Raw genomic sequence first — 24,449 nt, 5'->3', positions numbered from 1 at the left:
GGTAAAATCCGTTTATTATACGCGGCATGGCTGCTATCGACGCCCTCGACGACGACACCGCCCGGGTGATCGAATCCTTTATCGACGGCCTCTGGGCCGAGCGGGGTCTGTCGGATGCCACGCTGGGCGCCTATCGCAACGATCTGGCGCATTTCGCGAAATGGCTGGATCGGCGCGTAGCGCTCGTCGACGTCCAGCGCGCCGATCTGCAGGCCTATCTGGCCGCGCGCAACACGCCCGGCTCGAGCCCGCGCAGCGCGGCCCGGCTGTTGTCGAGCCTGCGCCAGTTCTATCGCTACCAGCTACGCGCCAACGTGATCGCCGAAGACCCGAGCGCACTGATCGATATGCCGGCCCAGGGCCGGCGCCTGCCCAAGACCCTCACCGAAGCGGATGTCGAAGCGCTACTGGCGGCCCCCGATACCGATAGCGATATCGGTCTGCGCGATCGCGCCATGCTCGAACTCATGTATGCCGCCGGGCTACGTGTGTCGGAACTGGTCGGGGCCACGCGTGCGCAGGTCAACACGCGTCAGGGCGTGATTCGGGTGACCGGCAAGGGCGGGCGCGAACGCCTGGTGCCGCTGGGCCTGGCAGCGATCGAATGGCTGGAACACTATATGCGCGAAGCACGCGGCATCCTGCTCGGCGCCAGACAAAGCGACGCCCTGTTCGTCACCGGGCGCGGCGGGGGCATGACCCGCCAGAACGTCTGGTATCGCATTCGCGGCTATGCCGAGCAGGCCGGCATTCGAAACGACATATCGCCGCATGCCCTGCGTCATGCCTTTGCCACCCACCTGCTCAACCACGGCGCCGATCTGCGCGCGGTCCAGATGCTGCTCGGCCATTCCGATCTGTCCACCACCCAGATCTATACCCACGTCGCGCGGGCCCGTCTGGCCGCGCTGCATGCCGAACATCATCCACGCGGCTGATGGCACGCAATATCGAAATCAAGGCCGCGGTCGCCGATCTCGATGCGCTGAAAACACGCGTGGCCGAAATCGCCGATGCCGGGCCGTGGCGGATCGAGCAGCACGATATCTTCTTCAACTGCGCGAACGGTCGGCTCAAACTGAGATGTTTTGCCGACGCCTCGGCGGAGCTGATCGTCTACCGCCGACCGGATGCGACGGGGCCGAAAGCCTGCGACTACGAACGCAGCCCGGTCAGCGACCCGCAGAGCATGCGCCGCCTGCTGGCAAGGTCAAATGGCGTACGTGGCGAGGTAATCAAGACCCGCACACTGTTCATGGCCGGGCGCACGCGTATTCACCTGGACCACGTGACCGGGTTGGGTGACTACATGGAACTGGAGGTCGTGCTCGGTGCCGAGGAATCAATCGCGCAGGGGCGCGCCGAAGCCGAACAACTGATGCGGCGTCTGGCCATTGACGACGAAGCGCTCGTCGACGGCGCCTATATCGATCTCATCGAGGCCGGCGAGGGCGCCACCGGAGGATAACTAGCGCTCCAGCAGCTTGAGCTTGTCCGGCTTGTCGGCCCATTCATCGGCATCGGCCGGCGGGTCCTTGATCTCGGTGATCACGGGCCACTTGGCGGCGAGCTCGGCATTGAGTTCGAGGAAGTGGGCCTGATCGGCAGGCAGATCGTCTTCCGACAGAATCGCCTCCACCGGGCATTCCGGCTCGCAAAGCGTGCAGTCGATGCACTCTTCCGGATCGATGGCCAGAAAGTTCGGCCCCTCGTGAAAACAGTCGACCGGGCAGACTTCCACGCAGTCGGTGTACTTGCACTTGATGCAGTTCTCGGTGACAACGAACGTCATCGCGGTCGGGCCTCGTAACAAAAAACTTCAGATGCGCGACAGTTTACCAGCTGTCCGATGTCGCGTTGTGCCCACGCGTGGTACGTGGGTATCGCCGTCGCGCGGCCATTAGACTGCGAATCACCGCGCGGCTACTTGATCTGGGTCAGCCGCCAGAGGCCGCGGTTCGCGCAACCCGGTCGAGATTCATCTGGCGCCAGTCGTCGCTGCCCAGATCGTCGGTATGCAGTTCGAATCGCCCGCGCGCGCGATCGGCGAAATAGTGGCTCAGCGCACGATGGATGGTGGGAAAGGCCAGCTGAGACCATTCGATCTCGTCTTCGCTTTGCAGGGTCACGAACTGGCTTTCCGGGCCGGCGCCGTAGTGGCTGCCCGCCAGTTGCGCGCGGTAGAAGATATGTACCTGACCGATATGGGTGACATCGATCATCGCGAACAGCTCGGCGTCGCGCACCTCGGCCTGGGCTTCTTCGCGGGTTTCGCGGGCCGCGCCCTGATAGATGGTCTCGCCGAGTTCGAGAAAGCCGGCCGGCAGCGTCCAGAAACCCAGCCGCGGTTCGATCGCGCGGCGGCACATGAGGATCTTGTCCTCGTGCTCGACAATACAGCCGACCACATTGCGCGGGTTGTCGTAGAAGATCTCGCCGGTCGCCGTGCAGATATTGCGCTTGCGATCGTCGCCCGGCGGAATCTTGTATTCGGTCGGCGCGCCGCAGTTGGGGCAGTAGGTCATGGGCTTGGGCATCGCGCAAGATTAGCAGACAACGAGGCGCAATCGATGCGCTGCTATTCTGCGAATCGGCACGAACCATGCAACGGCTTGAGACATGAATCCGTCGATCAATGAAAAACACCCGGCCATGAGCGCGACCGACGTGGCCGCCCACGATGAAGCCCTGCGAGCGCAGGTACGCGCGGCCGGCGTGCTGCTGGGCGATGTGCTGCGCTCGCAGGCGCGCGAAGGCGTGTTCGATACCGTGGAAACGCTGCGGCGCGGCTATATCGCGCTGCGCGAAAATGAGGATGCGCAAAAACGCGCCGAACTGCAGGCGCTCGTGGCCGAGTTGCCCGCCGAAACCATGACCGAGGTCACGCGCGCGTTCGCGATCTATTTCAATCTCGCCAACCTGCTCGAAGAACTGCATGCCCACCGCACCCGGCGTGCGCTGGCGGCCGACGGCAATCCGCAATGGATCGGTTCGTTCAATCGCAGTTTTACCGATCTGGCCGCCGAAGGCGTGGGGCTGGACGAAGCGTTGTCGCGCCTCGAGCGGCTGTCGTTCATGCCGGTGTTCACCGCCCATCCCACCGAGGCCAAGCCACGGGCGGTGCTGGATGCGCTGCGCCGACTGTTCGAATGGTTTCGGGAGCTGGCCTTCGACGAGCCGGACGAACGCCGCTACGCCGAAGTCGAAGAACATATCCGCCAGAACATTCAGGTGCTCTGGAAAACCGAGGAACTGCGCGGCTCGCGCCCGACGGTCGCCGACGAAATTCGCAACGGCCTGTACTACTTTCGGGCCTCGCTGTTTGCCAGCGTGCCGGTGATCTATCGCAACCTCGAACGCGCGCTGTCCAATGCCTACGGCGAACGCGTCGAGCCGCCGACGGTGCTGGATTTCGGCTCCTGGATCGGCGGCGACCGCGACGGCAACCCCTATGTCACTGCGCGCGAAACCCGCTATGCGCTGCGTATGCAGGCCCGCGAAGTGCTCTCCGAATATCTGCGCCGGATCGATCATCTGGCCAGCCGGCTGTCGTTCTCGGCGCGCTGGTGCAACCCCAGTGATGCCTTCTGGCAACGCCTGGCCGACGACGAACAGCGTATCGCCGCGCATACCGGCGTACGCGCCGAGCGCTTCGCGGCCGAGCCCTATCGGCGCAAGCTCTATCTCATGCGCCAGCGTATCGCGGCCATGGTCGACCAGTTGCAGACCGAGTTGCGCCTGCGTGCCGAACGCAGCGAGCGCAGCCCGGTGGCTTATGCCAGCGCGGCCGAGCTGGTCGACGAAATCCGGGTCATGCGCGAATCGTTGGCCGGCCATGGCGACGAGGCGATCGCCGATGACGAAATCAAGGACTTGCAGCGTCTGGTCCAGACCTTCGGTTTCCATCTCGCACGGCTGGATCTGCGCGAAGAATCCACCCGCCATACCCAGTGCCTGCACGAGCTGTTTGCCGCGCTGGATATCTGCGAAGACTACGAATCGCTCGACGACGCCTCCCGCAGCGAACTGCTGGCTGCGGAACTGGCGCGCGAGGATGTGCCCGATATCGCCCGGGTCGATGTCTCGGGCGAGGTGGGCGATACGCTCGACAGCCTGGCCGTGGTACGCGAATTCACCCGCACGCTGGGCGTGGATGCCTTTGGCAGCTACGTGATTTCGATGACGCACAACGTCTCGGATATGCTCGCTCTGCTGTGGCTCATGCGCGCCAGTGGCGTCTATGAGCCGGGCGGGGCCACGCCGCCGCTGGCGATCGCGCCGTTGTTCGAAACGGTGGCCGATCTCGAACATATCGAACCGGTACTCGATGGCCTGCTCGGCCAGCCGGCCTATCGTGCGTTTCTCGAAGCCCAGGGCGACGATGGCAAGCGGCGCCAGGAAGTCATGCTCGGCTATTCCGACTCCTGCAAGGACGGCGGCATCATGGCCTCGCGCTGGCAGCTCTATAAGGCCCAGCAGCTGGCAGTGGCGGTGTGCGACAAGCACGACGTCGACAGTCTGCTGTTTCATGGCCGTGGCGGCACGGTCGGGCGCGGCGGCGGGCCCACCCATCAGGCAATCGTTTCGCAGCCCCCGGGCACGGTGCGTTCGCGCATCAAGTTCACCGAGCAGGGCGAAATGATCTTCGCCAAGTACAGCAATCCGGAAACCGCGATTCACGAACTCACGCTCGGCATCACCGGTACGCTCAAGGCCAGCGGCTTTGCCACCGACGATACCGACCATTCGCGGGTGGCTGGCGCGTTGTCGGATACCGGCGAGGCCTTTTATCGACGCCTGACCGAGGATACCGATGGTTTTTTCGATTACTTCTATGCGGCCACGCCCACAGCCGAAATCGGTGCGCTGAATATCGGCTCGCGCCCCGGCCATCGCAAGGCGGTGCGTGGCAAATCCTCGATTCGCGCCATTTCCTGGGTATTTGCCTGGGCCCAGTCGCGCCACACCCTGCCGGGCTGGCTCGGCGTAGGCACCGCGCTTGCCGAGGCCGGCATCGACAACGACGAACTGGTGGCCCTGTATCGCGACTGGCCGTATTTCCGCACCATCATCGATAGCGTGCAGATGTCGCTGTCCAAGGCCGATATGCGCATCGCCGCAGCCTATGCCGAGCTGGCGCCGGAACATAACGCCATATTCGATGCCATCAAGGCCGAATACGAGCGTGCGGTCGCGCGTATACTCGCGATTACGGGCGAGACGGCATTGCTCGACGACGACGTGGTGCTCAAGCGCTCGCTGGATCGGCGGCGGCCTTATCTCGACCCGCTCAACCATATTCAGATCACCGCGCTCACGCGTTATCGTGAAGGCGGCGATCGGATCTGGCTGGACCCGGTATTGCGCTCGATCAACGCGATCGCCGCCGGCATGCGCAATACCGGCTGACGTTTTTTCGCGTTATCGATAGTGAGATCAAGACCATGAATCTTCGGTTTTTGCTTGCCCGGCGCGGGCTGGTCGGTGTGGCGCTGTGTGTGTTTGCCTTTGCCACGAGCGCATTCGCCCAGGCGCAGACACAGGATGCGACCCCCAAGACTAGCGCCGAACGTCCGCCGCGCCCGGTCTATCTCGATATCGTGCCGGTGGCCGATGCGCGTTATTCCATGCTGCCCGAGGAGCTGGTCACCTCGCTCGCCCGCGAGGCCCTGGCCGATGCCCGCCAGGCCACGATTCGCATGGCCGGCGAGGACTTGCCGGCCGGCGTACGCGTGCTGCGCATCATGTATATCGTGCATCAGCAGGAAGAAGACGATGGCGTGACCGCGGCGGTGGCTGCTTCCACGGAACTGCTGCGCACCGCCAATGAAGGCGATGGCGGGCTGCAGACGTTTTCTATCTACAACGGCCTGCAGCAGACCCTGGTCCAGGGTCGGGACGTCACCCGCGCGCGTGAGCAGCTGCGCGATGCCTTCAAGAAGGAGCTGCAGGCACGCATCAGCTCGGCTTTCCAGAACGCCGAGGCGCTCAAGTAGCCGAGCAGTTCGGCCCGGCGCTTAGCCTTCTAGCTGCACGCTGTTATCCTTGTCGTCATTGTTTTTGACGTTCAAGGAAACCGTCATGGCCGAAAACGAAATGCCCGAGATCAAGGTCGATGCCGACAGCATGTATCGCGAAGAGTCCTTTACGGACCTCAAGGTCGGCAGTATTCGTCGTCTGATTCCGGTCACCAAGGACGGCGACGACGACAGCTCACGCGCTGTGCGCTATGAAGGCTCGGCCAGCCTGATGACCCCGGCCGGCAGTCTGCCGCTGTCGTTCGAGCTGGAAGCCGATTCTCTGGGCGCTGCGATCGATCAGTTCCCGGACGCGGTCAATGCCGCGGCCGAACGCGCCATCGAAGAACTCAAGGAAATGCAGCGCCAGCAAAGCCAGCAGATCCAGGTGCCGGGCCAGGGCGGCTACGGCGGTGGTCAGGGCGGCTTTGGCGGCGGCCAGCAGGGCGGCGGCGGCCGTATCCAGTTCTAGCGCCCCAGGGCGTGTCGTCATAAGATACGGCGTCGCATCGGCAGCCAAGCGCCGGCAAGACAAGGCATCGCGAGCGTCGCGTGGCCATGCCACGTGAGCGAGCCCCTGAAAATCGACTATGGCGCCGGATTGCCGGGGCTTGGCCGCCGACCCCCGGGTTGCCCGCGTCGGACGCGCGATGCGGCGTTGCGGACCTTGACCGTGGCGGGCCACGCTCGGCGGCCCGCGCCTTGCCTGACACGCCCGATGCGGGCAATGCGACGTCATATCTTATGACGACACGCCCTAGCTTCCCTGACTAATAGTGAGGCGGCGTTTCGTCCAGGTTCTGGACGGCGCCGCCTTCGGATTCCGCCAGCGCGCCAATACGTGATTCGAGCTGCTGGTAGCGCTCGTGCAGGCGGTCGATTTCGCGGCTCTGGGCATAGACCAGATCGCTGAGCTGTTCGATGGTCGCGTCCTGGTAGGCGATGCGCATTTCCAGGGTTTCGATACTCGATTCGCTCATGCTAGCCCCGCAGTCTCGAGGCCGAGTTCGCCGACTAGGCGATCGCGCAGCGTGGTGATCATGGTCGCGCTGTAATCGCGGGATTCGTCAAGATTACCCCAGACCGGGCGCGGCCAGCAGGGGTCGTTTTGATGGCGGGCGATGATGTGGATATGCATCTGGGCGACCTGATTGCCGAGGGTGGCCACGTTGAGCTTGTCCGCTTCGAATTCGTGAGCCACGAAACGCGACAAGGCGCGTACCTGGGCACTGACCCGCGCATGTTCCGCATCGTCGAGCTGGTGCCAGTCGATTGCGTCGGTATCGACGACCAGAATCAGCCAGCCGACGGCCGCGTTGCGATGCAATAGCACGCTGGCATGGTCGAGTTGGCCGAGGACATGGCAATCGGCAAGTAGTTGATCGTCAATCTGCATCGCGGCGGTCAGGTCGTTACGGCATGGCGCCTATCGGCGGCGAGCCCGTCATTGTATAAGATCGGCGAAAGACCTCGGCCTTCGCCGGGGTGGATTTCACTCGGGGGAAGCGATGGACGCAATCAGAGGCTGGATCGATGTCATTCAAGGCGGCGGCTGGTCAGGCCTGCTCATGGCCGGTTTTGCCGTCGTGGTCGTGATGTTCATTTTCGCGTTCGTTTCGAACAAGTATTTCTGGATTGTGCTGGCGCTGGTCGCGGCCGGTTTTGGCGGCTATTACCTGTTGTATTTGCACTAATTCTGCGTGGCACGCAAAGCGGGCTAGCGCGCATTCGTCGTTTGTGATCAATTATCGGCGTTCGCTTGCTTGAGTGACTCGTTTCCTTGCAAATCTTGCCTTTACGTCTTTCCGGGTTTTTGCGTCGCCGTCGTCCGGTAACGCTGGTTTTGTGGGGCTACGCCTTCTACGTCGCCTGCGGCTTCGCCCTGCTGTGTCTGCCGCAGGCCCATGCGCAGGCGGGCCTGGACTGGCTTGATCATCTGTTCATCGCGACCTCGGCGGTGTCGACTACCGGGCTGGTGTCGATCAGCCCGTCGGGTAGCTACAGCTTTTTCGGCGAACTGGTCATTCTCGGCCTGATCCAGCTCGGCGGCATCGGCTACATGACGCTGGGTTCGTTCGTAATGCTCGCGCTGCGCCACCGCCTGGATCCTGTGCACCGGGGCGTGGCGCGCACGGCCTTCATTCTGCCGCGGGATATGAATGTGGGCGCGTTTATCCGCGCGGTGGTCATATTCACCCTGACCATCGAATGTGTGGGCGCGGTGTTGCTGAGCCTGCTTTTCGCCGCCGCCGGCACGCCGGATGCGATCTGGAACGGTGTCTTTCATTCGGTTTCCGCCTTCTGTACCGCCGGCTTCAGCCTGTTCGATACCAGCCTGGAAGCCTATAGCGACAATACCGGCATTGTGCTGGTCGTCGCGGCCCTGAGTTATCTCGGCGCGATCGGCTTCATCGTGATGAGCGACTGGTGGCGCTGGGTCAGCCGGCGGCGTGGGCCGTCGCTGACCTCGCGCATCATTCTGCGCGTGACGTTCTGGCTGGCCTTGATCGGTACGGTGTCGATCGCGCTCACCGATGCCCATCTGGCGGAACTGGGGCTCAAGGAACGGCTGCTGGCGGCGTTTTTCCAGGTCATGACGGCCATGACCACGGTGGGTTTCGATACCGTGCCCATCGCCAATCTGGGCTCGGCTTCGATTCTGTTGATACTGGTGGCCATGATCATGGGCGCGTCGCCCTCGGGCACCGGCGGTGGTATCAAATCGACCACGGTCGCCATCTTCTACGGCGCGGTACGCGGTGCACTGGCCGGGCGCGAGTCCATCCGCCTGCTCGGCGAGACGATCAGCGCGCGGCGTATCCATATGGCGGTGGCCGCGGCGGGGTTCTATATCGGCGCCTTCGTGGTGGGCATGGCCGCGCTCATGCTCGTCGAGGACCAGGATTTTCTCGTGCTCATGTTCGAGTCGGCCTCGGCCATCGGCACGGTCGGCCTGAGTCTGGGGGCGACCGGCGAGCTCGGTACCGCGGGCAAGTGGATCGTGATCGGCATGATGTTCATCGGCCGTCTTGGCCCGATTACCGTCGGCGTGGCGTTATTCCCGCGGCCCGACAGCGATGAAGGTCGAGGTCGCCCGGTTGCTGATCTGGCGGTATAGCCCCGCCCGCGCGCGTTGCGAAAACCTGGCCGCGCTCAACGCGTCGGTGACAGCGCCAGCCGCAGGCCGAAACCCACCAGCACCGCGCCCGCGATGCCGTCGAGCATGCGCGTGACGCGCTGGCTTGCCAGGGCGCGGGCGAACGGTCGGGTCGCGGCGATCAGCAGCACGAACCAGGCCAGGGTCAGCGCCACGTGAATGAGCGCCAACACGCTGCTGAAGGCGATCACATTGGCGCCATCCGGAATGAACTGGGGCAGAAAGCTTACGTAGAACACGCCGACCTTGGGGTTGAGCAGATTCGAACCCAGTCCGCGTAGCAGCCAGCTACGAGCTTGGCGCGCCGGCGCGCGCCCGGCTGTCGCCGCCGGTTCGGGCGACGCGTTTGTGCCGTTGAACGCGCGCCGTAGCATGCCGGCGCCGAGCCATAGCAGATAGGCCGCGCCCACGAACTGCAGCGTGCGATAGGCGAGTTCGGAAACCGCCAGCAACGCGCCCAGACCGAAGGCCGTCACGAGGCCCCAGACGAATAGCCCGGTGACGATGCCAAACGCCGCACACAGTGCCCGGCGCGGTGTTTCCACCGCGGCGGTACGCAGGACCAGCGCGGTGTCGATGCCGGGCGTGAGGGTCATCAACCCGGCAGCCAGTGCAAAGCCTGCGATCGCGGTGGGTATGTCCATGCCGGGTATCGCCCGATATGCCGTGTGTGCCCGGCGCGCCGAAAAATCGGAATGCATTGGCCCGGCCAGGCGTGATGCCGGCTCGAGGCCAGCGCGTCGATTGCCGCGCAAAAGCTGCCAATCGGGGCGGCACACATCGAAGACGTGTGTGCGTAAGCGATGGTGCCCGGGGCGAGAATCGAACTCGCACTCTGTTGCCAGAACCGGATTTTGAGTCCGGCGCGTCTACCAGTTCCGCCACCCGGGCAGGTGATCGGCGCGCAGTATACCGCTGTCGCTGCCTGTGACCAATGCGCAGCGGTGCGAGCGCGCTCAGTAATCGGCCAGAATCGACTCCATATCGGTCTGATACGCGGTCACGGTCTGGCGATAACTCAGCGACGGGCGCGAGGACGTACCGTTGATCACGAAGGCAAAGGCGCCGTAGCCGCCACTTTGCCGCCGGAAATAACCCGCCAGCGCGCGCACCGTGACCGGTTCGCTCAAGGTGCCGGTCTTGGCGTTGATTCGGGTGAGCCAGTCGAAATTGCCCTGCTTGAGCGTGCGCGAGGGCGCCGAGAGCGGGACCGGAATGCTGCCGTAGAAAGCCGGAAACAGCGACGGCTGGCGATACATATACGACAGCAGCGCCACCAGATCGCGCGCCGAGAGCTTGTTGCTCACCGCCAGGCCGCTGCCGCTATCCAGCACCGCACCGCTGCCGGCCCCGGCCTGCATGGGGAAGTTTTCACGCAACGCCCGATCGGCCAGGGCTTCCAGCGCCTGGGAGGCCAGCGGCAGGGTCAGCGGACGGTTGTAGCCGCTGTCGGCCGCCAGATCGAGGGTGAGCGTATCCGCCATGTAATTGTTCGAATAGGCCATCAGCGGAATCAGCTGCTCGGCGAGCGTGTCGCTTTCCACGTGGGCGAGCGTGGTGGTGCCGCCGATGTTGCCCTGCACGCGCACATTGCCGGTCACCGTGATGCCCATGTCGTGGAGCATGGCCGCGATCACGCGCGCGGTGTCCTGGGCCGGGCCGGTGACCGCGCGATGAATCTTGTAGGGCCCGGTGCCCATGGGCAACGAACCACGCAGATGCAGCGTGGACTGGCCGCCGTCATAGGTGCGCCACACACTCAGACTCGGGCGCGTGCCGGGCAGGCCGGTGCTCACATCGTTGGCGATGCGATAGCCCGACAGCCCGCGCGGCAGCAACTCGACCCGGGCTGGGTCGCCGGCGCGCTCGCCGGCATAGACATTGGTCTGAATCGTGGCGAAATTCACGCCGGCCGAGGACAGCGGCGCACTGTAGGCATGCGAGGCCACGCGCTGGGCCTTGCAGCGGTCCTTGGTCAGGCAGGGCACGCTGCCGAATAGCCCGTCATCGACGACCAGATCGCCATTCACGCGCGAGATGCCGCGTTCGCGCAGGCCATTAATCAGGCTCCACAGGCGCGCGTTGTCGAGCGCCGGATCGCCGCCGCCCACGAATATCAGATTGCCGTTCAAGGCGTTGCCGGACACGCTGCCGTTGGTGGTAAAACGGCTGGTAAAGCGATGCGCCGGGCCGAACTGTTCGAGCGCGGCGGCGGCCGCGTAGAGCTTGCTGACAGAGGCTGGCGTAAGCCGCTGATCGGCATTGATTTCGTCGATGACCGACATGTCATCCAGGCGAATGACCATGGCACTGACATCGGCCTGACGCGATAGTGCGCGCAAGGAGTCGAGATAGGACGCGGCCTGGCCGGGAACGGCGGCGAGGAGCAACGACACGGCAAGCGCGGTTGCGATCACCCTGCCGGACAAGGCCCGGCGTGGGGCCGATTTACGAACGATGAACATCTGATCCCTGGCGGGCGCGGCGAAAGGCGTCAGTGTAGAGCCAGCGCGGGTACGGACTCAATTTCACGATTACCGTGGCGCTGGCCGTCGACGCCGTGGCCTGGCGTGTCTAAACTGCGCCGCCATGTCCCTAGAACATCTCAATCAATCCGGTGCGGCGCGTCGCGCGCGCCTGACCCTGCCGCACGGCGTGGTGGATACGCCGACCTTCATGCCCGTGGGCACCTACGGCACGGTCAAGGGCATGACGCCGGAGGAGCTCGAAAGCCTGGGCGCACAGATCGTGCTGGGTAATACCTATCATCTGATGCTGCGCCCGGGTACCGAGATTATCGAGGCGCACGGCGGCCTGCATGGCTTCATGCACTGGGACAAACCGATTCTCACCGACTCCGGCGGCTTTCAGGTCTGGAGTCTGGCCGAGATGCGAAAGCTCACCGAGGACGGCGTCGCGTTTCGTTCGCCGCTCGACGGATCGCGCCAGTATCTGTCGCCCGAGCGCTCGATCGAAGTCCAGCATGCGCTGAACTCCGATATCGTCATGTGTCTGGACGAATGCACCGATTACCCGGTGCCCAAGCAGGATGCGGCGGCGTCGATGCAGCTGTCCATGCGCTGGGCAGCACGCTGTCGAGGCGCCCACGGCGATAGCCGCAACCTGTTGTTCGGTATCAACCAGGGCAGTGTGTTTGCCGATCTGCGCGCCGAATCGATGGCCGCGCTCGTGGATATCGGCTTCGACGGCTATGCCATCGGCGGCGTATCGGTCGGCGAGGCCTGGGCCGACAAGGCCGCGGTGCTCGAAGGCGTGTTGCCGGTCACCCCGGCCGATTATCCGCGTTATCTCATGGGCGTCGGCACGCCTTCGGACCTGGTGGCGGCAGTATCGTTCGGCATCGACATGTTCGATTGTGTGATGCCCACGCGCAACGCCCGCAACGGCTATCTGTTTACCTCCGAGGGCGTGGTCAAGATAAAGAACGCGGTGCACAAGCACGATACCGGACCGCTGGATGCGAACTGTGGCTGTCCGACCTGCCGCAACTACAGCCGGGCCTATCTGCACCATCTGTATCGCTGCGGCGAAATTCTAGCCGCGCGGCTCAATACCTGGCACAACCTGTATTACTACCAGCAACTCATGCAGCGTATCCGCACCGCGATCGAGGCCGATCGTTACGATGCCTTCATGCGCGAGTTCTTTACCGGCCCCGAGGGCGCGGGGACTGCGCAGGCGGCCTATTTCGGTTACGGCAGCTAGCCTGGGCCGCTGTGGCGCGCGTGTGTCCTGAAACCGGCGAATGCTGTGGCATACTACGCCGCTCGAACGGGCGCGCCCACGCGCCAGACCCCGTTTTCAATCGAGGTAAACTATGGATTTTCTGATTTCGCCGGCCTATGCGCAGTCCGGCGGCCAGGCCGGCGGTATTCTTCCCACGCTGATCATGGTCGGTCTGTTCTTCGTGTTCATGTATTTCATGATCATCCGGCCGCAGATGAAGCGCCAGAAAGAGCACAAGAAACTGCTCGAAAGCCTGGACAAAGGCGTCGAAGTGGTGACCTCGGGCGGCGTGGCCGGCAAGATTCGCCAGGTCGGCGAAAACTTCATCGTCGTCGAAGTGTCCGAAGGCGTCGAGATCCGTATTCAGAAGAACGCCGTGGCGAGTGTGGTGCCCAAGGGCACGCTGGACTCGCTGTAACGCGTATCTTCGCGGCTGCACCGGTGTGACGAGGCACCGGTGCCATGAGTAGACCGTCCATCGGGGCCCTATGAATCGCTATCCACTATGGAAATATCTCCTGCTGCTGTTCGTGCTGGCGGCGGGTGTGCTGTATGCGCTGCCCAATATCTACGGCGAACAGCCGGCGGTTCAGGTTTCAGACGCCGACGGTGAGGCCGCGACCCCGGCGCTGGTGCAGCGGGTAAAGACCACGCTCACCGATGCCGATGTCGCGCCTGAAGAAATCACCCTGGAAGAAGGGCGTCTACTCGCGCTCTACAAGAACACCGAAGCCCAGCTGCGTGCAGCCGGGGTGCTCAAGCGCAAACTCGGCGACGACTACACCATCGCGCTCAACCTCGCGCCCAGCACGCCGGACTGGCTGCGTGCGCTTGGCGCCGAGCCGATGGCGCTGGGCCTGGATCTGCGCGGCGGCGTGCATTTCCTGCTCGAAGTGGATATGGAAGCGGTCTTCAATGAGACCTACGACCGCTACGCACGCGATATTCCGCGTTTCCTGCGCGACGAATCGATTCGCTACAGTCGCGCCTCGCGCGATGGCGATGCGGTGCGCCTGCAGTTTCCCAATGCCCAGGCCATGGACAAGGCCCGGGATGCGCTGGGCAGCGAGTTCAGCGTTCTGAACTTCAATCAGGCGCCCAATAGCGACAACACGCTTGTTGCCACGCTCACGGAAACCGAACAAAAGCGCATTACCGACTTCGCGCTCCAGCAGAACCTCACCACGCTGCGTAATCGTGTCAACGAGCTGGGTGTGGCCGAGCCCCTGGTTCAGCGCCAGGGCGATTCGCGCATCGTCGTGGAGTTGCCCGGCGTTCAGGACACCGCCGAAGCCAAGCGGTTGCTCGGCAAGACGGCAACACTGGAATATCGTCTGGTCGCCCAAGGCCAGGATGCCCAGGCCGCCGAGCGTACCGGCAATATTCCGCCGGGCACCGAGCTGTATCACACCCGCGACGGCCGGCCGATCCTGCTCGATGACGACGTGATTGCCTCGGGCGACCAGCTGGTGGATGCCTCCTCGGGTTTCGATCAGCAGACCGGTAGCCCGGCGGTGTTCGTCACCCTGGACGGTCAGGCCGCCAGCAAGATGTTCGATACCACCTCGGCGCATGTCGGCGACCCGATGGCGGTGCTGTTCATCGAAAACCGGATCGACACGCACTACGAGAACGGCGAGGAAGTCCGCGAGCGCAAGAAGGTCGAAGAAGTCATCAGCGTGGCCAATATCCGCAGCGCCTTCGGCAAGCGTTTCCAGACCACCGGCCTGGAACGCGGCGAAGCCCACGATCTGGCCCTGCTGCTGCGCGCCGGCGCGCTCGCCGCGCCGGTGAACATCGTCGAAGAACGCACCATCGGCCCGAGCCTGGGTGCCGACAATATCGCCCAGGGCCGGCTGGCGGTCATCGTGGGCTTTCTGCTCGTGATCGTGTTCATGGCGGTCTATTACCGCGGTTTCGGTCTGTTCGCCAACGCAGCCCTTTTGATGAATCTCGTACTCATCGTCGCGCTGCTGTCGTTGTTGCAGGCCACGCTTACGCTGCCGGGTATTGCCGGCATCGTGCTGACCGTGGGTATGGCGGTCGACGCCAACGTACTGATCTTCGAGCGAATACGTGAGGAACTCGATGCCGGCAATACGCCGCAGTCGGCGATCAAGTCCGGCTACGACAAGGCGTTTTCATCGATTGCCGACGCCAACGTCACCACGCTGATCGCCGCCATCGTGCTGTTCGGTTTCGGCACCGGCCCGATCAAGGGCTTTGCCGTGACCCTGTCGCTGGGCATCCTCACTTCGATGTTCACCGCGATCGTCGGCACCCGTGCGATGGCCAATCTCGTCTACGGTCGTCGGCGTCGGTTACAGAAACTGTCGATCTAGCATGCGTGAGCCACGCCTGCGTTTTGCTCTCAAGTCGAGTCTCGAATGCGCCTGATCAAATCCAATACCTCGATCGACTTCATCAGCTACGGCAAGTACGCCATCGTTTTTTCAGCGTTGCTGATTCTGGTGTCGTTCGTATCGTTCTCGATGGAAAAACTCTCGTTCGGCGTGGATTTCACCGGCGGCGTGGTGATCGAGGTCGGTTATCCGCAGGCGGTCGGCCTCGATGAGGTTCGCGGCGCGCTCGACGACGGTGGCTATCCGGGCGCCACGGTCCAGCATTTCGGTTCATCCGATGCAGTGATGATCCGTCTGGCTAGCGAAGAGGGCGCCGATAGCTCGGATGTGAGCACCCGCGTCATGCAATCGCTACAGGCCGAAAACAGCGCGGCGGAGCTACGACGGGTGGAATTCGTTGGCCCGCAGGTCGGCGACGAACTGATTAACAAGGGCGGCCTGGCGCTGCTGTATACGGTGATCGCGATCCTCATCTACGTGATCGTGCGTTTCCACTGGAAACTGGCCACCGGCGCGGTAGTGGCGCTCGTGCACGACGTGCTGATCACGCTGGGCGTATTCTCGCTGTTCCATCTGGATTTCGATCTCACCGTACTGGCTGCGTTGCTCGCGGTCATCGGTTACTCGCTCAACGACACGATCGTCGTGTTCGATCGTATTCGCGAGAATTTCCGGCGCATGCGCAAGGCCACGCCCGTGGAAGTGGTCAATGCCTCCATCAACCAGACCCTGTCGCGTACGTTGATGACCTCCGGCACGACCATTCTGACCCTGCTGGCGCTGTTCTTCCTGGGCGGCGAGGTCATCCACGGCTTCGCCACTGCGCTGCTGATCGGCATCTTCATCGGTACCTATTCCTCGATCTTCGTGGCCAGCGCGCTCGCCCTGCGTCTCAAGATCACCAGCCAGGACCTGTTCCCGCCCAAGGAAGAGGATGCCGAGAAGGCGTCGCGGGTGACGCGCTAGGTTGCGCGTCGAGTCGCGGCCGGGCCGCGCGTCTCTTCGTTCTTCCAAGACACGTCCGCAAATAAACGCCAACAGCGCAAATGAAGGCGCCCGATTACGACCGCCACCACACGGCGCGAACGCAGCTCTTGCAGCTTTTGTAGGTCGGCTTAGCGAAGCGTAAGCCGACAAGAACGCAGCCACAGCCCCGGTATCAAGTACATAGTCGTATGGGCGACGCGCTACGGGCTAGCCGCCTGTATTCGCACCCCGTGTGGAGCGAACGAGAAGCACAGGGCCGAAGGGTTTCCGGCGCACCGCGCCGGGGCGGCAAGGTGTTTGAGGGCGGTCAAAGCCGCCCGAGTTTTTGCCGCACCCTTCGGCCTGAGCATCGCAGTGGTTCGGCGCGTAGCGCCGACGCGTAACCTGGGCGCCTTTTCCTTTGCTTCCTTTCGTTTGGACGAGCAAACGAAAGGGAGTCGCACAGCAGTGCGAAACCTCGGTTTCGATGAACTCGTGAGTGCCCAGCGACTCGTGGCTCGGACCGTTAGATTTAGGGCTTTACGCCCGATGTACATTTCGCCACGAGTTGCCGTAAACCGCTGCCTCCCCAACCGAAACACGTCCTGAATACGCGTGTAGCTCATCGTGACGAAAATGGATATAGAGGTCTTTCACCCGGGCAAAGAGCACCAGTCGGCGTTCCTGGCTGCTGTCCGGCGCAGCCAACCCGGCCTGAAGCGCTGGGTTTCGCCGCCCGACACGCCAGAGAAATACGCGAAGCACCTGGAGCGCTACGCAGGCGATACGCATCGCAGTTATCTGGCCATGGCCAGCAACGGCACGCTGGTGGGCTGTATCAACCTGAACGAAATTGTGCGCGGCGCATTGCAATCTGCGTACCTCGGGTACTACGCATCCAGCCCGAACGAAGGCAAGGGTCTTATGAAAAACGCCTTGACCGTCGTGGTGTCGCGCAGTTTTGGCGTCCACGCCTTGCATCGACTGGAGGCTAATATCCAACCCGCCAACGAGCGCTCTGTCGGTCTGGTCAAGTCACTGGGTTTTCGATTGGAAGGCTATTCGCCGCGCTATCTGAAGATCGACGGCGAGTGGCGCGACCACGAGCGCTATGCGATTACGTCGGAAGAGTGGTCCTAGAATGGCGGTGCGTCCCGAGAACATATGCAGCCTGGTTCGGGATCCTGGCCGCGGCGATATCGCGCAGCGACCGTTGGGAACTATTTGATGACGGTTTGCCGCGCAAACGAACCTGCGCAGCGCTTGATTCACTCGCCGTCTTCGAAATCCTTGATATAAGCGGGCAATTCGTTGGCCCGATGCGCATCCCCGTAACGCCGATCGTCCGGATAATACTCGGCCCAGCGCTGGACTTCGCCGGCCGTGCGTTCGCCAGCGATGTCGGCGATGAAGGCCAGCGTCATGTCCATGCCGGCCGACACCCCGGCGGAAGTCCAGATGTGTCCTGTGTGGGTGAACCGTGTTTCCTGAACAGCCACGTCCCCGAGCGCGCGCAGGCGATCGAGCGATGCCCAATGCGTGGTTGCGGGTTAGCCGGTGAGCACGCCGGCCCGGTGGAGCAGGAAGGCGCCGGTACACACCGACAGCAGCGCCTGGCATTGGCTCGCACATTCGCTGATGAAGGCGATGGTCGCGGCTTCGTCGACCACCCGGCGCGTACCGCGTCCGCCGGGCACCAGCAGTACGTCGAGCACCGGGCAATCTGCGAAGCCGACGTCGGCTGTGAGCGTCAGACCCTTGGCGCAACGAACCGGGCCGGGTTGGGTGGCCACGAGCAGACGTTCGCCCGGGCCGTCGAAGTACTCGGCCCATACGCCCACGAGTTCCCACGGGCCGAGCAGGTCCAGTTCTTCCACGCCATCGAAGATGAGAAAGCCGAAACGCATGGCCCGCCTCGTGTTGTTCAACGACGTTCGATCATGCGCTCGTCGAGACTATCGAGCTAGCTGCCACCCTGCGGGGTGCGTTCGATCTTTTCGATCAGCTGCGGATAGAGCTTGGGATTGGCGGCGATCACATTGCCCGTTTTGAGTGGGTCCTGATCCTTGATATCACCGGCAATACCGCCCGCGCCGCGTACCAGCAGCAGACCCGCGGCCATGTCCCATGGGGCAAGGCCCATTTCCCAGAAGCCATCCAGGCGCCCGGCGGCGACATAGGCCAGATCGAGTGCCGCGGAGCCGGCGCGGCGAATATCCGCGCTCGACGACAGCAGTCGGTTGAACACGGGCATGTGGGTGGCGATGTCCTGCTTCTTGCGATAGGCAAAACCGGTGGCCAGCAGCGCCTGGCGCAGGCGCGTGGTGCGGGTCACGCGAATACGCTTGCCGTCCAGGCTGGCGCCGGCGCCGCGATCGGCGGTGAACAACTCGTCCTTGACCGGATCGTAGACCACGGCATGTTCGATCACGCCGTTGATCTGACAGGCGATCGAGACACAGAAATGCGGAATGCCGGCCATGAAGTTGGCGGTGCCGTCGATCGGGTCGATGATCCACACGGTATCGGACTCGCCGCTTTCGCCGGACTCCTCGGCCATGAAGGCATGGTCGGGATAGGCGCGACTGATGGTATCGATGATCGTGTTCTCGGCGCGCTGATCGGCCTCGGTCACGAAATCGTTGCGACCGCTCTTGGCGGTAACCTCGCCGGTATCGCCGCGCCGGTAGTACTCCAGAATCACGCCACCGGCCCGGCGGGCGGCGGTGACGGCGATGTTGGTCAACGGTTGCATCGAAAAATCCTTGATCGAACCCGGCGTACGTACGCGCGGGCGAGTCATGAAAAGCCGGGTAGCGTACCATCTGCACGCCGTATTGATACGAGAGTCGAACATGAGCGAGCCGGCTGCCCCGGACGAAACCGCGGTATTTGACGAATCCCGCCTGGCGCGTCTGCGTATCGTGCTCGTAGGGGCTCAGCATCCCGGCAATATCGGTGCGGCCGCGCGGGCGATGAAAGTCATGGGTCTACATGACCTTGCGCTGGTGGCCCCCGAACGCTATCCCGACCCCGAGGCGCAGGCGCGTGCGTCGGGCGCAGACGACGTGCTCGAGGCGGCGCGTGTGTACGACACGCTGGAACAGGCCATCGGCGACTGTACGCTGGCGATCGGCGCGAGCGCGCGTCGGCGCCATATGCACTGGCCGCTCGTGGATGCGCGCCGCGCGGCGGTGAAAGCCATCGAACTCGCGCGGGATCAGAACGTGGCGCTGGTATTCGGGCGTGAGCGCAGCGGGCTGGAAAACGCGGAGCTGGATCTGTGCCAGCTGCACCTGCAGGTGCCCACCAATCCCGCCTATCGCTCGCTCAATCTCGCGGCGGCGGTACAGGTAGTGGCCTACGAGCTGCGCATGGCCGCCGGCGACACCCCCGAGGCCGAGCCCGCGCACGAACCGGTCACCACTGCGGATATGGAAGGCCTGTACGGCCACTGGCAGGAGGTACTCGGGGCCAGCGGTTTTCTGGATACCGACAATCCGGGGCATCTCATGCGCCGGCTGCGGCGGCTGTTCAATCGGGCCGCGCCGGATCGTATCGAGGTCAATATCCTGCGCGGTGCACTGCGTTCGCTGGACCCGCGTCGACAACCGCTGCGCGGGGCCGTGCGTAACAACAACGAGTCAACCGACGAGCGGGGACTTGATCCTTAGCGGATAAACCCGAAATAGTGCATATCGCAGGAACAATGCCCGACCGGCACGAGGATATCGGCATGCACCCACATCGACCCATCGACGGGCGCTTCGAGGCGCGGAGCATCTCATGATCTCGCGCATGCGTGAGGACATCCACACCATTTTCGAGCGCGATCCGGCTGCGCGCAGCGTCTGGGAAGTGATTTTTTCATACCCGGGCCTGCACGCCCTGTGGTGGCATCGCGTGGCGCACTGGTGCTGGACCCACCGGCTGACCTGGCTGGGGCGCTTTGTGTCGCATATCTCGCGCTGGCTGACCGGCATCGAGATTCACCCCGGTGTGACCATTGGCCGGCGGTTTTTCATCGACCACGGCTTTGGCGTGGTCATCGGCGAAACCACGGTCATCGGCGACGATGTCACGCTCTATCAGGGGGTGACCCTGGGCGGGACCAGCTGGAACCCCGGCAAGCGCCACCCCACGCTGGAAAACGACGTGGTGGTCGGTGCCGGGGCGAAGGTGCTGGGCCCGTTCACCGTGGGCAGCGGGGCACGCATCGGCTCGAATGCCGTGGTGGTCAAGGAAGTACCGCCCGGCTGCACTGCCGTGGGTGTGCCGGCGAAACTGGTCAAGTGCAAGAACGCCACGCCCGCCGACCGGCGCCGCGAGACGGCGGATCGAATCGGCTTTTCCACCTACGGCGTATCCCAGGATATGCCGGACCCGGTGGCCACGGGCATCGATGCCATGCTCGACCATATCGATTCGCTCGAACGCCGCCAGGACGAACTGGAAGCGCTGACCAAGCGCTTGTCCGAACAGCTGGCCGAATCCCAGACCGATAAGGCCTGACCAGCGGCGCGCTGGATGACGGCGCGCACGAGCTTCGTTATGACGATCTATTTCGACCACAACGCGACCACGCCGCTACACCCCGAGGTATTCGAGGCAATGCGGCCGTGGCTGACCGAGCGCCACGGCAATGCCTCATCACTGCATCGGGCCGGGCGCGAAGCGCGGGCGGCCGTCGACGCTGCCCGTGCGCAGGTAGCCGAGTGCGTGAACGCGCATCCGTCGCAGGTGATTTTCACCGCGGGCGGCACCGAGGCCGACAACATGGCGCTCAAGGGCGTCGCGGCGGCCCGCAAGCCCGCCCGCATGCTTATTTCGCCGATCGAACATCCGGCGATTACCGATGCCGCCGAGTCGCTCGAACTTAGCGGATGGCAGATTGATCGCATTGCGGTCGACGACCAGGGCCGTATCGATATCGTCGATCTCGAGCGCCAGCTCGACGCCGGCGACGTGGCGCTGGTGTCGATCATGGTTGCCAACAATGAAACCGGCGTGCTTCAGGATATGACCGCGATCGCCGCCGTCGTGCGCGCCGCGGGCGTTTGGCTGCATACCGATGCCGTCCAGGCGATGGGCAAGCTGGATTTCGATTTCCAAGCCAGCGGCGCGCACTGCGCCAGCCTGTCATCACACAAGATTCAGGGCCCGCAGGGCGTGGGCGCGCTGATTGTCGATAAACATATGGATATGGCGCCGCTCGTGCATGGCGGCGGCCACGAGCAGGGGCTGCGTTCGGGTAGCTACAACGTAGCGGGCATTGTCGGCTTCGGCGCGGCCGCGGCACGCCTTAAGGCCCACCGCGCCGGCGAAATCGCGCATATGCGCGAACTGCGCGATCAGCTGGAAATCGGGCTCGATGCCATGCCGGGTATTACCCGATTCTCGGCCGCGGCCGATCGGCTGCCCAATACCAGCCAGTTCGCGGTGGCCGGCTACGACGGTGAAGGCCTGCTCATGCTCCTCGATCGCGAGGGCATCGCCGTATCCTCCGGGTCGGCCTGTGCTGCCGGCACCGGCGAGCCGAGCCCGGTGCTGCTGGCGATGGGTATCGAGCCGGAGGTCGCACGCGGTGCGATCCGGGTCAGTCTCGGGCCCCAGAATACGCTGGAAGACATTCAGCAGTTTTTGCTTGTCCTGGGCCGTCTGTCCGACGGAGGCGGCGTGATGCCGGGCAATATCAGCGCCTCTGTCTTGGGATGAACGCGTCAGGCGAAGCGATCTATCTCGACTATGCGGCAACGGCGCCGCTGGCGCCGGGCGTAATCGAGGCCATGCAGCATGCGCTGTTGCACGCCGATGCCAATCCCGCCTCGCCCCACGGGCCGGGCCGTGTCGCCGCGCAGTGCATCGAAACCGCCGCGAACCAGCTCGCCGCGTTGATCAACGCCCGTCCCAAGGATCTGGTCTGGACTTCGGGGGCGACCGAGTCGATCAACCTCGCGCTCAAGGGAGTTAGCGCCTTCGCCGGCGCACCGGCGCATATCGTGAGCGTGGTCACCGAACACAGCGCCACACTCGATACGCTGGCCTGGCTGGAAAAGCAGGGCACACGGGTTACACGGCTTGCGGTCGATGCCGAGGGACGTATCGATCTCGATGCGCTGGCCAGCGCGCTCGACGATGCGGCGACCCTGGTTTCGGTCATGCATGTGAACAACGAAACCGGCGTGATTCAGGATATCGCCGCCATCGGCTCACTGTGTGCCGAGCGAGGCGTGTACCTGCATGTCGATGCCGCCCAGAGTCTGGGTCGGCTTGAGATCGACGTTGCGGCGATGTCTATCGACCTGCTGTCGCTGTCGGCTCACAAGATCGGCGGGCCGAAAGGTGTCGGTGCGCTGTATGTGCGTCCGCGCACCGGACTCGCTGCGCAGCTGCATGGCGGCGGCCATCAGCGCGGGCTGCGTTCCGGTACGTTGGCCACGCACCAGATCGCCGGCTTTGGCGCGGCGGCCGCCCATGTCGCGGCAACGCGCCGCCCGGAACAGCAACGCCTGGGCGAACTGCGCGATCGGCTATGGGACGCGCTTGCCGAACTCGATAGCGTGGTACGCAATGGCGCGCCTGCCTATACCGCCGCCCCGTTTCTGAATGTGAGCGTGGCCGGTATCCACGGCGACGCGCTCTTGCTGGGCCTGACCGAGGGCACGCCCGCGCTGGCGATTTCCTCGGGCGCGGCCTGTAGCGCCGCCAAGGGCCAGTCGTCCTACGTCTTGCGGGCGATGGGCCGCACGCCGCGCGAGGCGGGCGCGAGTATCCGCTTTTCGCTGGGCGGGGCGACCACGCCCGAACAGATCGATCAGGCCGCGCGGCGTTTTATCGACGAGGTGACGCGTCTGCGCGCGATCGCGGAGGCCGCATGAGCGCTACGCCAACGCCTGCCTGGCAGGCGCGGTTTCTCGCGCCGCGACACGCGCTTGCCGATTGTGTCATTATGCAATGGCAAGGTATGGGTCGCGCGGATACGCCCGGCGCCGATGCGCGCTGTGCCATCTACCTCGCGGTCGATGGCCAGGCCTCAGCCGCGCGTATCGCCACGGCCGCGTTTGCCGCATTCGGCCCGCCGGTGGCAATTGCCAGTGCGGACTGGCTCTGCGAGCAGCTCACCGGGCGCACGATCGCGCAGGCGCGTTGCCTGGACGGGCGCGATCTGGAACAGGCGCTGGGGCTGGCCCCGGCCGAGCGCTACGCCGCGCTGCTGGTGCTCGATGCACTGGCCGATGCGTTGCGTGCACTGGAATAACGCTTCGTTTATCTGGGATGATGACGCCATGAGTGAAACGCTAGTCGAACCCGAGCAGATAACCCTGACCGCGGCTGCGGCCGAACGGATCAAAAGCCAGCTCGCCAAGCGTGGCAGTGGCCTCGGCTTGCGGGTGGGTGTACGCAAGTCCGGTTGTAGCGGGTATATGTACACCATGGACTATGCCGACGATATTGGCGCCGAGGACGAGGTCTTCGAAGCCCATGGCGCCAAGGTGGTAGTCGATCGCAAGCATATGCCGGTCTTGCAGGGCACCACGCTGGATTTTCGCTCGGAAGGACTTAACCGCATGTTCCGGTTCGAAAATCCCCATGCCAAGAACGCCTGCGGCTGCGGCGAGTCGTTTACCGTCTAGTCGTGCGCTGCGGCGCGCGCCTGACAAGCCGCGCTTCGAAACGCTACAATGGGAGGTTAGCTATCGCGCCAGCCTGTTGCTGGTGTGAATCAATCTTCTACGCGATTTCGAAGTTTTTAATTGGGAGACCCCATGGCCGTTGAGCGCACCCTGTCCATCATCAAGCCCGATGCCGTTGCCAAGAACGTGATCGGCGAGATTCTTTCTCGCTTCGAAAAAGCGGATCTGCGCATCATCGGCGCGCGCATGGTTCAGCTGTCCCGCGAGGACGCGGAAAAGTTCTATGCCGTGCACTCGGAGCGTGGCTTTTTCAACGACCTGGTGTCGTTCATGATTTCCGGCCCGGTCATGGTGCAGGTGCTGGAAGGCGAAAACGCCATCGCCAAGAACCGCGACCTGATGGGCGCGACCAACCCCAAGGAAGCCGAAGCCGGCACCATCCGTGGCGACTTTGCCGATTCCATCGACGCCAACGCCGTGCACGGCTCGGACGCGCCGGAAACCGCCGAGCAGGAAATCGCTTTCTTCTTCGGGCAGGACGGCCTCTGCCCGCGCTAGTTCGCAA

28 protein-coding genes and 1 tRNA gene are annotated in these 24,449 nt (G+C 63.8%); 19 read left to right on the top strand and 10 right to left on the bottom strand.

The window, feature by feature from the left end; all coding sequences use genetic code 11:
• Nucleotides 1-26 precede the first annotated feature (26 nt).
• Both xerD and S4A8_RS00195 read left to right on the top strand, forming a co-directional pair.
• Entirely contained in the window at nucleotides 27-938 is a 912-nt protein-coding gene (gene xerD, locus S4A8_RS00200; RefSeq protein ID WP_353218553.1) for a site-specific tyrosine recombinase XerD, read from the top strand.
• A complete protein-coding gene (locus S4A8_RS00195; RefSeq protein ID WP_353218552.1) occupies nucleotides 938-1,468 on the top strand; it encodes a class IV adenylate cyclase in 531 nt (176 codons plus the stop codon). The genes xerD and S4A8_RS00195 overlap by 1 nt, the downstream gene beginning before the upstream one ends.
• On the opposite strand, the gene fdxA is transcribed toward S4A8_RS00195, so the two are convergent.
• Both fdxA and S4A8_RS00185 read right to left on the bottom strand, forming a co-directional pair.
• Complete coding sequence (gene fdxA / locus S4A8_RS00190) at nucleotides 1,469-1,792, bottom strand: ferredoxin FdxA (RefSeq protein WP_353177277.1); 324 nt, start codon at nucleotides 1,790-1,792, stop codon at nucleotides 1,469-1,471.
• Nucleotides 1,793-1,937: 145 nt separating this feature from the next.
• Nucleotides 1,938-2,537: an NUDIX hydrolase gene (locus S4A8_RS00185; RefSeq protein ID WP_353218551.1), complete on the bottom strand. Its 600-nt coding sequence runs from the start codon at nucleotides 2,535-2,537 to the stop codon at nucleotides 1,938-1,940.
• 82 nt (nucleotides 2,538-2,619) lie between these two features.
• On the opposite strand from S4A8_RS00185, the gene ppc reads away from it, so the two are divergent.
• From ppc to S4A8_RS00170, 3 genes are all read left to right on the top strand, one after another.
• Nucleotides 2,620-5,409, top strand: a complete 2,790-nt coding sequence (ppc, locus tag S4A8_RS00180; RefSeq protein WP_353177281.1) for a phosphoenolpyruvate carboxylase — start codon at nucleotides 2,620-2,622, stop codon at nucleotides 5,407-5,409.
• Nucleotides 5,410-5,444: 35 nt separating this feature from the next.
• On the top strand, nucleotides 5,445-5,996 hold the full coding sequence (locus tag S4A8_RS00175; protein WP_353218550.1) for a hypothetical protein: 552 nt from the start codon (nucleotides 5,445-5,447) through the stop codon (nucleotides 5,994-5,996).
• Nucleotides 5,997-6,081: 85 nt separating this feature from the next.
• The gene (locus S4A8_RS00170) at nucleotides 6,082-6,489 is read left to right on the top strand and encodes a hypothetical protein (RefSeq protein WP_353177285.1); all 408 of its coding nucleotides are present in this window, start codon (nucleotides 6,082-6,084) and stop codon (nucleotides 6,487-6,489) included.
• A gap of 298 nt (nucleotides 6,490-6,787) precedes the next feature.
• On the opposite strand, the gene S4A8_RS00165 is transcribed toward S4A8_RS00170, so the two are convergent.
• The gene (locus S4A8_RS00165; RefSeq protein ID WP_353177287.1) at nucleotides 6,788-6,997 is read right to left on the bottom strand and encodes a SlyX family protein; all 210 of its coding nucleotides are present in this window, start codon (nucleotides 6,995-6,997) and stop codon (nucleotides 6,788-6,790) included.
• Nucleotides 6,994-7,413, bottom strand: coding sequence for an HIT domain-containing protein (locus S4A8_RS00160; protein WP_353177288.1), 420 nt, complete (start codon nucleotides 7,411-7,413; stop codon nucleotides 6,994-6,996). Before S4A8_RS00160 ends, S4A8_RS00165 begins: the two co-directional genes overlap by 4 nt.
• 112 nt (nucleotides 7,414-7,525) lie before the next feature.
• Between S4A8_RS00160 and S4A8_RS00155 the strand changes: the two genes are divergently transcribed.
• Nucleotides 7,526-7,711: a hypothetical protein gene (locus S4A8_RS00155; RefSeq protein WP_353177290.1), complete on the top strand. Its 186-nt coding sequence runs from the start codon at nucleotides 7,526-7,528 to the stop codon at nucleotides 7,709-7,711.
• A gap of 95 nt (nucleotides 7,712-7,806) precedes the next feature.
• Nucleotides 7,807-9,135, top strand: a complete 1,329-nt coding sequence (locus tag S4A8_RS00150) for a TrkH family potassium uptake protein (protein WP_353218549.1) — start codon at nucleotides 7,807-7,809, stop codon at nucleotides 9,133-9,135.
• A gap of 35 nt (nucleotides 9,136-9,170) precedes the next feature.
• Here the strand turns inward: S4A8_RS00150 and S4A8_RS00145 are convergent, their stop codons facing one another.
• The 3 genes from S4A8_RS00145 to dacB form a co-directional block, all read right to left on the bottom strand.
• Nucleotides 9,171-9,818: a LysE family translocator gene (locus S4A8_RS00145; protein WP_353218548.1), complete on the bottom strand. Its 648-nt coding sequence runs from the start codon at nucleotides 9,816-9,818 to the stop codon at nucleotides 9,171-9,173.
• 160 nt (nucleotides 9,819-9,978) lie between these two features.
• Nucleotides 9,979-10,065 (bottom strand) — tRNA-Leu (locus S4A8_RS00140).
• Between the two features lie 65 nt (nucleotides 10,066-10,130).
• Entirely contained in the window at nucleotides 10,131-11,570 is a 1,440-nt protein-coding gene (dacB, locus tag S4A8_RS00135; RefSeq protein WP_353218547.1) for a D-alanyl-D-alanine carboxypeptidase/D-alanyl-D-alanine endopeptidase, read from the bottom strand.
• Between the two features lie 193 nt (nucleotides 11,571-11,763).
• Between dacB and tgt the strand changes: the two genes are divergently transcribed.
• The 5 genes from tgt (at nucleotide 11,764) to S4A8_RS00110 (ending at nucleotide 17,390) form a co-directional block, all read left to right on the top strand.
• Nucleotides 11,764-12,900, top strand: coding sequence for a tRNA guanosine(34) transglycosylase Tgt (gene tgt, locus S4A8_RS00130; protein WP_353218546.1), 1,137 nt, complete (start codon nucleotides 11,764-11,766; stop codon nucleotides 12,898-12,900).
• Between the two features lie 112 nt (nucleotides 12,901-13,012).
• A complete protein-coding gene (gene yajC, locus S4A8_RS00125; protein WP_353177297.1) occupies nucleotides 13,013-13,339 on the top strand; it encodes a preprotein translocase subunit YajC in 327 nt (108 codons plus the stop codon).
• A gap of 70 nt (nucleotides 13,340-13,409) precedes the next feature.
• Nucleotides 13,410-15,263, top strand: coding sequence for a protein translocase subunit SecD (gene secD, locus S4A8_RS00120; protein ID WP_353218545.1), 1,854 nt, complete (start codon nucleotides 13,410-13,412; stop codon nucleotides 15,261-15,263).
• A gap of 45 nt (nucleotides 15,264-15,308) precedes the next feature.
• On the top strand, nucleotides 15,309-16,250 hold the full coding sequence (secF, locus tag S4A8_RS00115) for a protein translocase subunit SecF (RefSeq protein ID WP_353218544.1): 942 nt from the start codon (nucleotides 15,309-15,311) through the stop codon (nucleotides 16,248-16,250).
• A 636-nt stretch (nucleotides 16,251-16,886) separates the two neighbouring features.
• Nucleotides 16,887-17,390, top strand: coding sequence for a GNAT family N-acetyltransferase (locus S4A8_RS00110; protein WP_353218543.1), 504 nt, complete (start codon nucleotides 16,887-16,889; stop codon nucleotides 17,388-17,390).
• A gap of 128 nt (nucleotides 17,391-17,518) precedes the next feature.
• On the opposite strand, the gene S4A8_RS00105 is transcribed toward S4A8_RS00110, so the two are convergent.
• The 3 genes from S4A8_RS00105 to S4A8_RS00095 are packed head-to-tail and all read right to left on the bottom strand — an operon-like array spanning nucleotide 17,519 to nucleotide 19,005.
• Complete coding sequence (locus S4A8_RS00105) at nucleotides 17,519-17,749, bottom strand: type 1 glutamine amidotransferase family protein (protein WP_353218542.1); 231 nt, start codon at nucleotides 17,747-17,749, stop codon at nucleotides 17,519-17,521.
• A 51-nt stretch (nucleotides 17,750-17,800) separates the two neighbouring features.
• Nucleotides 17,801-18,157, bottom strand: coding sequence for a DJ-1/PfpI family protein (locus tag S4A8_RS00100; protein ID WP_353218541.1), 357 nt, complete (start codon nucleotides 18,155-18,157; stop codon nucleotides 17,801-17,803).
• A gap of 56 nt (nucleotides 18,158-18,213) precedes the next feature.
• Nucleotides 18,214-19,005 carry an inositol monophosphatase family protein gene (locus S4A8_RS00095; RefSeq protein WP_502950688.1) on the bottom strand — a complete coding sequence of 264 codons (792 nt, stop codon included), beginning with the start codon at nucleotides 19,003-19,005 and terminating at the stop codon, nucleotides 18,214-18,216.
• Between the two features lie 100 nt (nucleotides 19,006-19,105).
• Here S4A8_RS00095 and S4A8_RS00090 point away from each other — a divergent pair, with 100 nt between their 5' ends.
• From S4A8_RS00090 to ndk, 7 genes are all read left to right on the top strand, one after another.
• On the top strand, nucleotides 19,106-19,924 hold the full coding sequence (locus S4A8_RS00090; protein ID WP_353177307.1) for an RNA methyltransferase: 819 nt from the start codon (nucleotides 19,106-19,108) through the stop codon (nucleotides 19,922-19,924).
• 112 nt (nucleotides 19,925-20,036) lie between these two features.
• The gene (cysE, locus tag S4A8_RS00085) at nucleotides 20,037-20,762 is read left to right on the top strand and encodes a serine O-acetyltransferase (protein ID WP_353218539.1); all 726 of its coding nucleotides are present in this window, start codon (nucleotides 20,037-20,039) and stop codon (nucleotides 20,760-20,762) included.
• A gap of 39 nt (nucleotides 20,763-20,801) precedes the next feature.
• On the top strand, nucleotides 20,802-21,965 hold the full coding sequence (locus S4A8_RS00080) for a cysteine desulfurase family protein (RefSeq protein WP_353177311.1): 1,164 nt from the start codon (nucleotides 20,802-20,804) through the stop codon (nucleotides 21,963-21,965).
• The gene (locus S4A8_RS00075) at nucleotides 21,962-23,128 is read left to right on the top strand and encodes a cysteine desulfurase family protein (protein WP_353177312.1); all 1,167 of its coding nucleotides are present in this window, start codon (nucleotides 21,962-21,964) and stop codon (nucleotides 23,126-23,128) included. The genes S4A8_RS00080 and S4A8_RS00075 overlap by 4 nt, the downstream gene beginning before the upstream one ends.
• Nucleotides 23,125-23,508 (top strand): iron-sulfur cluster assembly scaffold protein, encoded by a 384-nt coding sequence (locus S4A8_RS00070; protein ID WP_353218538.1) that lies wholly within the window; start codon nucleotides 23,125-23,127, stop codon nucleotides 23,506-23,508. The genes S4A8_RS00075 and S4A8_RS00070 overlap by 4 nt, the downstream gene beginning before the upstream one ends.
• A 28-nt stretch (nucleotides 23,509-23,536) precedes the next feature.
• Entirely contained in the window at nucleotides 23,537-23,884 is a 348-nt protein-coding gene (locus S4A8_RS00065) for a HesB/IscA family protein (protein ID WP_353177315.1), read from the top strand.
• A 132-nt stretch (nucleotides 23,885-24,016) separates the two neighbouring features.
• A complete protein-coding gene (ndk, locus tag S4A8_RS00060; RefSeq protein ID WP_353177316.1) occupies nucleotides 24,017-24,442 on the top strand; it encodes a nucleoside-diphosphate kinase in 426 nt (141 codons plus the stop codon).
• The last annotated feature ends 7 nt before the right edge of the window (nucleotides 24,443-24,449 follow it).

Source organism: Salinisphaera sp. S4-8, from assembly GCF_040361235.1.
In the GTDB taxonomy this organism is placed as follows: Bacteria; Pseudomonadota; Gammaproteobacteria; order Nevskiales; family Salinisphaeraceae; genus Salinisphaera.
The sequence above is the reverse complement of the archived record's forward strand: the minus strand, read 5'-3'. Positions and strand labels throughout refer to the sequence as shown.

Coding starts and splice junctions, on each gene's coding strand:
- S4A8_RS00195 (WP_353218552.1), top strand. CDS start 938: ATGGCACGCAATATCGAAATCAAGGCCGCGGTCGCCGATCTCGATGCG.
- S4A8_RS00160 (WP_353177288.1), bottom strand. CDS start 7,413: ATGCAGATTGACGATCAACTACTTGCCGATTGCCATGTCCTCGGCCAA.
- ndk (WP_353177316.1), top strand. CDS start 24,017: ATGGCCGTTGAGCGCACCCTGTCCATCATCAAGCCCGATGCCGTTGCC.
- S4A8_RS00070 (WP_353218538.1), top strand. CDS start 23,125: ATGAGCGCTACGCCAACGCCTGCCTGGCAGGCGCGGTTTCTCGCGCCG.
- ppc (WP_353177281.1), top strand. CDS start 2,620: ATGAATCCGTCGATCAATGAAAAACACCCGGCCATGAGCGCGACCGAC.
- fdxA (WP_353177277.1), bottom strand. CDS start 1,792: ATGACGTTCGTTGTCACCGAGAACTGCATCAAGTGCAAGTACACCGAC.
- cysE (WP_353218539.1), top strand. CDS start 20,037: ATGATCTCGCGCATGCGTGAGGACATCCACACCATTTTCGAGCGCGAT.
- S4A8_RS00165 (WP_353177287.1), bottom strand. CDS start 6,997: ATGAGCGAATCGAGTATCGAAACCCTGGAAATGCGCATCGCCTACCAG.
- yajC (WP_353177297.1), top strand. CDS start 13,013: ATGGATTTTCTGATTTCGCCGGCCTATGCGCAGTCCGGCGGCCAGGCC.
- S4A8_RS00110 (WP_353218543.1), top strand. CDS start 16,887: ATGGATATAGAGGTCTTTCACCCGGGCAAAGAGCACCAGTCGGCGTTC.
- S4A8_RS00090 (WP_353177307.1), top strand. CDS start 19,106: ATGAGCGAGCCGGCTGCCCCGGACGAAACCGCGGTATTTGACGAATCC.
- S4A8_RS00175 (WP_353218550.1), top strand. CDS start 5,445: ATGAATCTTCGGTTTTTGCTTGCCCGGCGCGGGCTGGTCGGTGTGGCG.
- tgt (WP_353218546.1), top strand. CDS start 11,764: ATGTCCCTAGAACATCTCAATCAATCCGGTGCGGCGCGTCGCGCGCGC.
- S4A8_RS00080 (WP_353177311.1), top strand. CDS start 20,802: ATGACGATCTATTTCGACCACAACGCGACCACGCCGCTACACCCCGAG.
- S4A8_RS00075 (WP_353177312.1), top strand. CDS start 21,962: ATGAACGCGTCAGGCGAAGCGATCTATCTCGACTATGCGGCAACGGCG.
- S4A8_RS00145 (WP_353218548.1), bottom strand. CDS start 9,818: ATGGACATACCCACCGCGATCGCAGGCTTTGCACTGGCTGCCGGGTTG.
- S4A8_RS00155 (WP_353177290.1), top strand. CDS start 7,526: ATGGACGCAATCAGAGGCTGGATCGATGTCATTCAAGGCGGCGGCTGG.
- S4A8_RS00065 (WP_353177315.1), top strand. CDS start 23,537: ATGAGTGAAACGCTAGTCGAACCCGAGCAGATAACCCTGACCGCGGCT.
- S4A8_RS00185 (WP_353218551.1), bottom strand. CDS start 2,537: ATGCCCAAGCCCATGACCTACTGCCCCAACTGCGGCGCGCCGACCGAA.
- secD (WP_353218545.1), top strand. CDS start 13,410: ATGAATCGCTATCCACTATGGAAATATCTCCTGCTGCTGTTCGTGCTG.
- S4A8_RS00100 (WP_353218541.1), bottom strand. CDS start 18,157: ATGCGTTTCGGCTTTCTCATCTTCGATGGCGTGGAAGAACTGGACCTG.
- S4A8_RS00170 (WP_353177285.1), top strand. CDS start 6,082: ATGGCCGAAAACGAAATGCCCGAGATCAAGGTCGATGCCGACAGCATG.
- S4A8_RS00095 (WP_502950688.1), bottom strand. CDS start 19,005: ATGCAACCGTTGACCAACATCGCCGTCACCGCCGCCCGCCGGGCCGGT.
- secF (WP_353218544.1), top strand. CDS start 15,309: ATGCGCCTGATCAAATCCAATACCTCGATCGACTTCATCAGCTACGGC.
- xerD (WP_353218553.1), top strand. CDS start 27: ATGGCTGCTATCGACGCCCTCGACGACGACACCGCCCGGGTGATCGAA.